7 protein-coding genes are annotated in these 10,230 nt (G+C 64.0%); 4 read left to right on the top strand and 3 right to left on the bottom strand.

Annotation, left to right across the window (positions count from 1 at the left end; translation table 11 throughout):
* Positions 1-601, top strand: a 601-nt coding sequence (locus Q8P38_12860) for an ABC transporter ATP-binding protein (protein ID MDP4015492.1), incomplete at its 5' end; no start/stop codon positions are given.
* An 84-nt stretch (positions 602-685) separates the two neighbouring features.
* Here the strand turns inward: Q8P38_12860 and Q8P38_12855 are convergent.
* From Q8P38_12855 to Q8P38_12845, 3 genes are all read right to left on the bottom strand, one after another.
* A complete protein-coding gene (locus Q8P38_12855) occupies positions 686-1,990 on the bottom strand; it encodes an MFS transporter (protein ID MDP4015491.1) in 1,305 nt (434 codons plus the stop codon).
* A 108-nt stretch (positions 1,991-2,098) separates the two neighbouring features.
* Positions 2,099-3,118, bottom strand: coding sequence for a tellurite resistance/C4-dicarboxylate transporter family protein (locus Q8P38_12850; GenBank protein ID MDP4015490.1), 1,020 nt, complete (start codon positions 3,116-3,118; stop codon positions 2,099-2,101).
* Between the two features lie 110 nt (positions 3,119-3,228).
* On the bottom strand, positions 3,229-4,089 hold the full coding sequence (locus Q8P38_12845) for a formate/nitrite transporter family protein (GenBank protein ID MDP4015489.1): 861 nt from the start codon (positions 4,087-4,089) through the stop codon (positions 3,229-3,231).
* A gap of 235 nt (positions 4,090-4,324) precedes the next feature.
* On the opposite strand from Q8P38_12845, the gene Q8P38_12840 reads away from it, so the two are divergent.
* The 3 genes from Q8P38_12840 to narH all read left to right on the top strand — a co-directional run.
* Positions 4,325-5,074 (top strand): hypothetical protein, encoded by a 750-nt coding sequence (locus Q8P38_12840; GenBank protein MDP4015488.1) that lies wholly within the window; start codon positions 4,325-4,327, stop codon positions 5,072-5,074.
* Positions 5,071-8,760 carry a nitrate reductase subunit alpha gene (locus tag Q8P38_12835; protein ID MDP4015487.1) on the top strand — a complete coding sequence of 1,230 codons (3,690 nt, stop codon included), beginning with the start codon at positions 5,071-5,073 and terminating at the stop codon, positions 8,758-8,760. Before Q8P38_12840 ends, Q8P38_12835 begins: the two co-directional genes overlap by 4 nt.
* Positions 8,760-10,230, top strand: a 1,471-nt coding sequence (gene narH, locus Q8P38_12830; GenBank protein ID MDP4015486.1) for a nitrate reductase subunit beta, incomplete at its 3' end; no start/stop codon positions are given. The genes Q8P38_12835 and narH, both read left to right, overlap by 1 nt.

Here is a 10,230-nt window from a genome sequence, read left to right as displayed (position 1 = left end):
GCTGAACGTCATCGGCGGCATCGAGTCGGCCACGGGTGGGCAGGTCGTCATCAACGGCCAGAACTTGGTCGGCCAGAGCCCGGAGAAGCTCGCCACAATTCGGCGCGACAACATCGCCTTCGTCTTCCAGTTCTACAACTTGATCCCGATGCTCACGGCCGCAGAGAACGTGCGCGTCATCCCCGAGCTGACTCACAAATCCTCCGGTCGCGAGCTGACCGAGCGCGTCACCGAGTCTCCGACCGCCGTCGATCTGCTCCAGCGCTCCGATCACTTCCCCGGGCAGATGTCAGGCGGCCAGCAGCAGCGCGTCGCAATCGCGCGGGCTCTGATCACGCGGCCGCACTTGATGCTGTGCGACGAGCCGACCGGAGCCCTGGACCTGGACACGGGTCGGCAGGTGCTCGGGCTGCTGAGGCAGACGGCCGAGGAGGGCCAGTGCTGCGTAGTCATCGTGACGCACAACTCAGGCATCGCAGCCATGGCCGACAGGGTCATCCGCCTCCACGACGGGTCCATCGCGGAGATCGTGACGCAGGAGGCACGACCAGCGAACGAGGTGACCTGGTCAGGGCCGGTCTTCAGATGCTGCGGGACATGAGGCAGACGTCCGCAATGTGGCGCTCATGGATTCCCATGCCTGGGCACGGGCGGGTCCCCACGGACGCGGCAATCGGCCGGATGGCTACGAGGTGCCCGCAGCCGGAATACCCACGCCCACCGAGTGTTCCGCCAACGCGCGGCGCACTTTCGTCATGGTGAAAATGGCCAGCCCGACAGCCACGGCGACGAGGAGCCCTAGACCGATGGCGAAGGTGCCGAAGATCCCGTAGGTCGCACCCATGATCAGCGGCGGAACGAATCCGCCGAGACCACCTGCGGCACCCACGAATCCACTTACCGCGCCCACCTTGCCTTCAGGGGAAAGCACCGCGACAAGGCAGAAGGTCGCTCCGCAACCTGCTCCCAGCGCCCCGGCCATTGTCAGGAACGCGACCGTACCCACTGGCATCAACGACGGCGTGAAGGCCTGGACCGTCGCGCAAACAGCAACGACGAAGAACACCGCGATCAGCACCCGGCCCGGTCCCATCCGGTCGGACAGCCACCCGCCAACAGGTCTCAGCGCGACCGCCACCACCACGAATCCGGCCATCCGGAAAGCGGCATCCGCGCGCGCCAATCCGTAGGCGGTCTCCAGGTACGCGACTAGGTAGACCGAAAACGCCACGTAGCCGCCGAACACGACCGCGTACAGCGCTGCGGCGTACCACGTCACCCGTAGCTTCATCGTCGCGGCCAGCCGCTTGGACAGGGATCCGGAACTAGGCGTGTGCCCCAGGGGCTCACGAAGCAGGACAGCCGCCAAGACGGAGTAGACAAGCAGCGCCAGGGCAGTCATGGCGAACGGCGCCCAGTCCCCCCACGCTTTCGCGACGTTGACCGTCGTCAGAGCCGCGATCGCGGTTCCGCCCATACCCACACCGAAAAGACCGAGGGCGAAGCCACGGCGCTCAGGCGGGAACCATCCATTCACGAAGGGAATGCCGATGGCGAACGCTGTACCCCCGATCCCCAGGAAGAACCCGCCGATAAGCAGCGACGCGAGCGAATCCTGCCCCAGAAGCCCCAGATACATGACCGGGATGATCGTGAGCAGTGACACGGCCGGAAACATCAGTCGGCCGCCGTATCTGTCGGTCAGCGCCCCCACGGGGATCCGGCCGACGGACCCCACGATCACCGGCACCGCGACAACCATCGCCTGCTGGAAGTGGCTCAGGCCCAGTGATTCCTTGAAGGCCGGAGCCAGAGGACTCAGCAGTGCCCACGCCCAGAAATTGATCGCGAAGCCCGCAGTCGCCATGACCAGCATCAGAGTCCGCGCACCAGCTTGGGCCTCCGCCTCCACTGGTTTGGTCCCAGACGTTGACGTGAGTGCACTTCCCGATTCCAAGCCTGGACTGCCAGGCTGACTCGAATCTGCCATTTGATTCTCCTCTATCAGTGATTAGGCGCCGTCAACGAATTCCCCTCACCACTCGAGACGGCACTCGATATCTGCCAAAACCCTGTTCGCACGCTGTCCGTCAACCCCTCAACTCGTCTGCTTGGGTGACACGAAAACGGTCATTGCGAGGGTGCGCAGGAGCCCGATGAACACGATCAGCCAGACGGCAACTGCCACCCAGACCTCATAGTGGCCAATCGCGAACACCACTGGCAGATGCGCCGCTTCCCCGATCGTCTGGGAAGACACACCGTACATCCCCACGGGGAAGACCATGCTCCACAGAGGCGGTTCGTAACGCAGCGGAATACGGTTCGTGACATGCCGCCACCACCCGATCGCCAGCAACGGCACTATCAGCCAGGTCGCGATGGACCAGCAGAGGGCCGATGTTCCGGTCACCACACCGCGTGTCGCATCCACCATCGGCGCGTCCAGCATCTCTGTTATCTTGCCGCCGGCCAGGATGGTAATCGCCAACGCTCCCATCGAGACCCAGTAAGGAGCCGCGAAGTCCTTGGCATCGATGTCATAGAGCAGGATTCTCAACAAGATGCAGATGCCAACCCCCGCGTAGATGAAGAGGCCGATCGCCCAGAAACCCACGCCCACCATGGCGAATTCTCTCGCGACGGGCGCGAAATGCGGTTGCAGCGTCGCGGCAAGGACAGCGATGGACTGCGCGGCGACAGTCCAGATGAACCATGTCCCATTGGCCTTTCGCAGGATTGGATGCTTCGCGCGCCCGAGGAAGCTGGCCCAGGGAATCGCATACCCCAGAATCAGGAAGCTGAGGATTGACAGCCCAAGAAGGCACAGGCCCAGCGTCACGAGTCCCTGCAGGACCAGCCGGGTCCCGAGCACGTTGGTGCCAGCGATGAACGTGAAGAAGGCGAAGGCTTTCGAAGGATCCAGGAAGTCGTCGACCATCTGCTCGCGGTACTTGACGAACCGCGTCACATACAGCGTGACCAGGACAAGATATGCGCAGACCCCGATAACCAACAGCGCAACAGATATCTCATTCCAGCCGTTCATCCGCAGACCAATAGAGATGATTCCGGTGGCCATGACTAGTGCGAAGTAGCCTGGATTCAGAGTCTTCACGGCTGAGCTTGTGGGTTCCGATACGAGGGTCTCTCCTAGTGGCATGGTCCTGCTCCAACTCGATCGGACGCCTGACCCGCCTTTCCGGGAAGACAATCAACTCTCATGTCTCACTCCTTGCTAGACCAGTAGAAGAACAAGCCAGTGAAGAAGGCTCCACCGATGAGGTTGCCCAAGGTGACCGGGATCTGATTCCACACCAGCCACTGTGTAGTCGAGATATCGGCACCCATCATCATCGCGGACGGGATGAGGAACATGTTCACGATCGAGTGCTCCAGCCCGAGCGCGAAGAATGTCGAGATCGGGAGCCAAATCGACGCGATCTTACCGATGCTGGAAGTTGAACTAAGGCCGAGAATCGTGCCGAACGCAACCATCCAGTTACACAGGATTCCCTTGACTACCGCCGTCAACCATCCCAAAGCCCCGGCCTGTTCGTATAGGAGTGTCTTGGATTCGGACACAGCAATGATCTTGTCGCCCAGGGCGCTGGGGCCGTGCGTGAAGGCCTCCGTCAAGGCGATGACGATCAGGAATCCGCAAACCAGGCTTCCGATGAAGTTGGCCACGTAGACCCAGCCCCAGTTGCGGAGCATTCCCGACAACGTGATCTTCCGTTGGGCCAAGCCGACTGGAAGCACGCCGAAGCTTCCCGTCGCCAGCTCCAGGCTCAAGATCACAATCATCGCGAAGCCCACGGGGAAGACAAGGCTGGACACCAGGGCTGCCACGTTCTCCGGCAAGCCCGCGGAAACCTTGAAGGCGAAGGCCGTAGCGAAGGCAAGGAAGGCTCCAGACAGGAAGCCCCTGACGAGCATCTTGCCCGGGGACAGGGCCACCTTCTTCTGGCTTGCCTCGGTCACGGACTTGAGCAGATCCGCGGGTGGTACGTAGTCGGCCGAAGTCCCCGAGATGCTGGGCGCCACAATCTGAGCAACTCCGCCGGACTTGTCCTGTGAGCTAGTCATCGATGCCTCGGGTATCTCGGCGAGCCGAACCCCACACGATCAGCTCCCCTCTCCAGTGCCTCCTGGCGGCACCAACGCATCCCTGAACGAAGGAGCGCAACAGACCCTAAACCATGTGCAAACCTATTTACACCCCGGGTGCCCGGTCTCGCCGCGTGTTGGATGGGCGCGCGAGCTGGACCGCCCCTCGACGGTGTGTAAACCACTTTCCCCGGGGCATGCTATAAACAGAGCCGTGGCAATAAACCCGGCGGAGAAGATAGCTAAGGGTCTCTCGCGCCTCGGCCAGTTGGCGACACCGAAATCGCCGCCGCCCGAGGAGCTTGGCAGCCGTGAGAGAGTCCTGTCGCTCGTGCGCAGTTCGCCGGGGCCAGTCAGCGTCAGTGATCTGCGAACGGCCACTGGACTGCACGCGAACACGATCCGGGAGCATCTCGACGTGCTCCTGGAGGATGACGCGATCCGCCGTGAGCTCGGACCGACGGCTGGACGCGGACGCCCGCCCTGGCTCTATTCGGCCGGAGCTACCGAAACACGGCTTGAGGCACTGGCCGACGCACTGACCCGGAGACTCGCGGCGACCGACGGACAGCGAGTAGCTGACAAGGCGGCGGAACATTGGGCGGACGTCGTGAGGCCCGCGACAGCTGCATCGGATCCTGACGCGGCGGTCGCGGCGGCAGCGGACGTCCTCAATAGGCTCGGATTCAGGGCGAGCGCGAACGCCGTTGGCGATCGCATCTACATCACCAGATGTCCGCACGCGCATCTCGTGGCCCGCCAGCCCGCGATCTGCGACATTCACGCTTCCCTGGTGCGCGACCTCCTGGCGAGCAGTGGGCAGCCCGTCGGCGTCAAGCGGCTGGACGTTTGGGCACGCCACAGCGTGTGCCTGATTCACCTTCAGCGCGCCGACATCGGCCCCGCGCGCAGCATCGAATTGGACGGGGCGAAGTTAACACGCTCAGGCAAGGGGAATCGATGACCTCCGTAACCACCGACAACGCCACGGCGGAGTTCCTCGTCCGCGCGGGCCGGTTCTTCACGCCGGGGGAGGCTTCGGCCGATCTTCGTACGGTCACCCTGGCCGGAGGCCGGGAAGCCGACGCTTTCTACCGCGATCGTTGGTCGCACGACAAGGTTGTCCGCAGCACCCACGGAGTCAACTGCACCGGTTCCTGCTCATGGAACGTGTTCGTCAAAGACGGCATCATCACGTGGGAGACCCAGGCGACCGACTACCCGAGCGTCGGCCCGGACAGTCCTGAGTACGAGCCGCGCGGCTGCCCCCGGGGAGCGGCGTTCTCTTGGTACACGTACTCCCCTACAAGGATCAGGTACCCGTACGTGCGCGGCGTGCTCCTGGAGTCCTATCGGGAAGCCAAGCAGCGCGTCAACGATCCGGTCCTGGCGTGGGCGGAAGTGGTCAACAACCCGGAAACCCGCAAGGCCTACCAGCGCGCCCGGGGCAAGGGCGGACTTGTCCGGGCGTCGTGGGACGAGGTCAAAGAGATCGTCGCCGCCGCCCACGTCCACACGATCAAGACCCACGGGCCTGACCGGGTATTCGGTTTCTCGCCGATTCCCGCCATGTCCATGGCGTCACACGCTGCAGGCGCGCGCTTCGTGAGCCTCATGGGAGGGGCCATGTGCTCCTTCTACGACTGGTACGCCGACCTTCCCGTCGCGTCTCCGCAGGTATTCGGAGACCAAACCGACGTCCCGGAGTCTGCGGACTGGTGGAATGCCTCGTACTTGATCATGTGGGGCTCGAACGTACCCGTCACGCGCACGCCGGACGCCCACTTCATGGCCGAAGCCCGCTACCGCGGCCAGAAAGTCGTCGTGGTCTCGCCTGACTACGCGGACAACACCAAGTTCGCCGACGAGTGGCTGTCCCCGCACCCCGGCACCGACGGCGCCCTCGGGATGGCGATGGGACACGTCATCCTCAAGGAGTTCTTCGTCGACCGCCACGTGCCCCGCTTCATCGAGTATGTGAAGAAGTACTCGGACATGCCGTTCCTGATCAGTCTGCGCGAGAAGGACGGCGCCTGGGTGCCCGACAAGTTCGTCACGGCGGCGGACCTGGACGACACGTCAGAGGGAGCTGAGTTCAAGACAGTGCTCGTGGACTCCGCGACCGGCAGACCGCATGTGCCGAACGGCTCGCTGGGGTTCCGGTTCAACGACTCCGGAGTCGGGAAATGGAACCTTGACCTCGAAGGCGTCGATCCCGCGCTGACACTGCACGGGATGGACGGGTCGCAGACCGCCGAAGTCCTGCTCCCCCGGTTCGACGTCGGGCAGGAAACAGATGAGGGCGGTGGCTCGCACCGCCGGGGAGTCCCAGCGACAGTGCTCGAAACCGAGACCGGAAAGCGGCTCGTGACCACGGTCTATGACTTGATGCTTGCCCAGTACGGAGTGGGGCGCGAGGGCCTTCCCGGCGAGTGGCCGACCGGGTACGACGATCCGCAACCCTACACACCGGCCTGGCAGGAAGAAATCACCGGCGTTCCGGCCTCCCTGGCGATCCGCGTTGGGCGCGAATTCGCCAAGAACGCCGAGGAATCCGGGGGCCGGTCGATGATCATCCTCGGCGCGGGCACGAACCACTGGTTCCACTCCGACACCATCTACCGCACGTTCCTCGCGCTGATCACCATGACTGGCTGCCAGGGCATCAACGGCGGCGGATGGGCCCACTACGTCGGCCAGGAGAAATGCCGTCCCGTGACCGGTTGGGCGCAGCTCGCGTTCGGCCTGGACTGGGTGCGGCCTCCCCGACAGATGATCGGGACCGCGTTCTGGTACGTGAACACAGACCAGTGGCGCTACGACCGGATGGGCGTAGAAACCCTGGCGTCCCCGCTGGGCGAAGGCCGGTTCGTGGGCCAGTCGATGATGGACACCGTCGCGCAGAGCGCGAGATCGGGATGGATGCCGTCCTACCCGTCGCTGAACCGGAACTCGCTCGACCTGGCCGACGAGGCCGCGGCATCGGGGGATCCGGCCGGATACGTCGCCGGGAAGCTGAAGAGCGGCGAAGTGAAGTTCGCCATCGAAGACCCAGACGCACAGGAGAACTGGCCTCGCGTGCTCACTGTCTGGCGGGCGAACCTGCTGGGCTCGTCGGCCAAGGGCAACGAGTACTTCCTGAAACACCTCCTGGGAACCGATCACGCGATCCGCGCCGAGGAGACCCCGCCGGAGCAGCGGCCCAACGACGTGACCTGGCGCGACGATGCACCCACCGGCAAGCTGGACCTGCTAGTGAGCATCGACTTCCGGATGACCAGCACGGGACTGTTCGGCGACATCCTGCTGCCGGCGGCGACATGGTACGAGAAGCACGACATCTCCAGCACTGACATGCATCCGTACGTGCACGCGTTCACGCCCGCAATCGACCCACCGTGGGAAACCCGCAGCGACTACGACATCTTCACAGGCCTGGCCGATCAGGTCGGCGATCTGGCGAAGGGTCACCTGGACACACGCAAGGACCTGGTCGTAGTGCCGTTGGTGCATGACACGCCGGACGAAATGGCAGTGCCCGGTGGCGTAGTCAAGAACTGGAAGACCGGCGAGGTGCCGCTGATTCCGGGCAAGACCGCGCCGAAGTTCGTCGTCGTCGAGCGTGACTACACGGCCATCGGCGCCAAGATGTCGGCCCTCGGCCCGCTGATGGAGAAGCTTGGCACCCTCACAAAGGGCGTCAGTGTCGACCCGACTCCCGAGGTCACGATGCTCGCGAGCCGCAACGGCGTCGTCGTGGACGGGCCCGCTGCCGGGCGGCCGTCGCTCGCCACCGACATCGCAGCGTGCGAGACGATCCTGGCCCTGTCCGGTACGACAAATGGCCGGGTCGCCGTCGCGGGGTTCCGCGATCTGGAGAAACGGACCGGGCAGACGCTCGCGGATCTGGCATTGGACAACGAGGGCAAGCGGATCACCTTCGCCGACACTCAAGCCCGGCCGGTCTCGGTCATCACGAGTCCGGAGTGGTCAGGCAGCGAGCATGGAGGGCGCCGCTACACCGCGTTCACCATCAACGTGGAGCGGCTCAAGCCATGGCACACGCTGACGGGCCGCCAGCACTTCTTCTTGGACCACGACTGGGTCAGCGAACTCGGAGAGAACCTGCCGACCTTCCGGCCACCGCTGAACATGCACAGGCTCGTCGGCGACGAGACGACGGGTGTCGGCAAGGAAGTGACAGTCCGCTACCTGACGCCCCATTCCAAGTGGTCGATCCACTCCGAGTATCAGGACAACTTGTACATGCTGACCCTGTCGCGGGGCGGGCCAACGGTTTGGATGAGTCCACAGGACGCGGACACGATCGGCGTCAAGGACAACGAATGGATCGAGGCCTACAACCGCAACGGTGTTGTCGTTGCCCGGGCCATCGTGTCGCACCGGATGCCCGAGGGCACTGTCTACATGTACCACGCGAAGGACCGCGTGATTGACGTGCCGATTTCTGAGACATCCGGAATGCGCGGCGGCATCCACAACTCGCTCACCCGCCTGATGATCAAGCCGACGCACATAGTCGGTGGCTACGCCCAGTTGTCGTTCTTCTTCAATTACCTCGGCCCGACTGGCAACCAGCGCGACGAGGTGACCGTCATCCGGCGGCGCTCCCAGGAGGTCGAGTACTAATGAGAGTCATGGCCCAAATGGGCATGGTGATGAACCTCGACAAGTGCATCGGTTGCCACACGTGCTCCGTGACCTGCAAGCAGACGTGGACGAACCGGCCAGGCGTGGAGTACGCGTGGTTCAACAACGTCGAGACCCGGCCCGGGCAGGGCTATCCCCGCACATACCAGGACCAGTCACGCTGGAAGGGTGGATGGGAACTCAAGCGCGGGAAGCTCAGACTGCGCTCCGGCGGAAGGCTCCGTCGACTGTCGCGTATCTTCAGCAACCCCCAGATGCCCACGCTTTCGGACTACTACGAGCCCTGGACGTACGACTACGACACGTTGATCTCCGCACCGTTGGGCGAGCACACGCCGGTTGCCCGCCCGATGTCGCTGATCACCGGAGATCCCACGCGCGTCACGTGGTCGGCCAACTGGGACGACGACCTGGCCGGTGGGCCTGAGCTGGCGACGAGCGACCCGGTTCTGGCCAAGATCAAGGATCAGGTGACCGACCGCGTCAAGCTGGAGTTCGAGCAGGCGTTCATGTTCTACCTGCCGCGGATCTGCGAGCACTGCCTGAACCCAGCCTGCGTCGCATCGTGTCCGTCGGGCGCTATGTACAAAAGGACTGAGGACGGCATCGTTCTGGTAGACCAGGACGCCTGCCGGGGTTGGCGGATGTGCGTCTCGGGCTGTCCGTACAAGAAGGTCTACTTCAACCACAAGACCGGCAAGGCCGAGAAGTGCACTCTTTGCTACCCGCGCCTGGAGATCGGGATGCCCACGGTGTGCTCCGAAACCTGCGTCGGACGGCTTCGCTATCTAGGCCTGTTCCTGTATGACGCCGACAAGGTCACGGCTGCGGCCGCCACCGAGGACCCACGCGACTTGTACGAAGCGCAGCTCGACCTGCTGCTAGACCCGAACGACCCCGAGGTTCTTGCCGCCGCGGCTCGCGACGGTATCGCCGAGGATTGGCTGCGCGCGGCCCAGCGATCCCCCGTCTACCGGCTTGCCAAGGAGTTCAAGGTCGCCCTGCCGCTTCATCCGGAGTACAGGACCATGCCGATGGTCTGGTACATCCCGCCGCTGTCCCCAGTCGTGGACGCACTCCGCGACACAGGACACGACGCCGAGGACGCCGACAACCTGTTCGGGGCCATCCGATCGCTGAGGATCCCGGTTGAGTACCTGGCTGAGCTGTTCACCGCTGGCGACACCGGGCCCGTCGTCCGGGCGCTGGACACATTGGCCGCGATGCGCTCCTACATGCGGGACCGAAACCTCGGGCGCGGACCCGACCCGCAGATCCCAGCCGCCGTCGGCCTGGATGAGACTTCCATGAACGAGCTCTATCGGCTGCTGGCGATCGCGAAGTCCCAGGACCGGTCCGTCATCCCGATGGCCCATGCCGAAGCTGGTCGGGAACTATCGAGCTTGGGATGCGCAGTGGACTTCGGTCCGGCTTCCGGCCCAGGGAGGG

This window comes from Candidatus Nanopelagicales bacterium (assembly GCA_030700225.1).
Taxonomy (GTDB): domain Bacteria; phylum Actinomycetota; class Actinomycetes; order S36-B12.
Note: the sequence above shows the minus strand (reverse complement) of the source record. Positions and strands in the feature narration are given on the sequence as shown.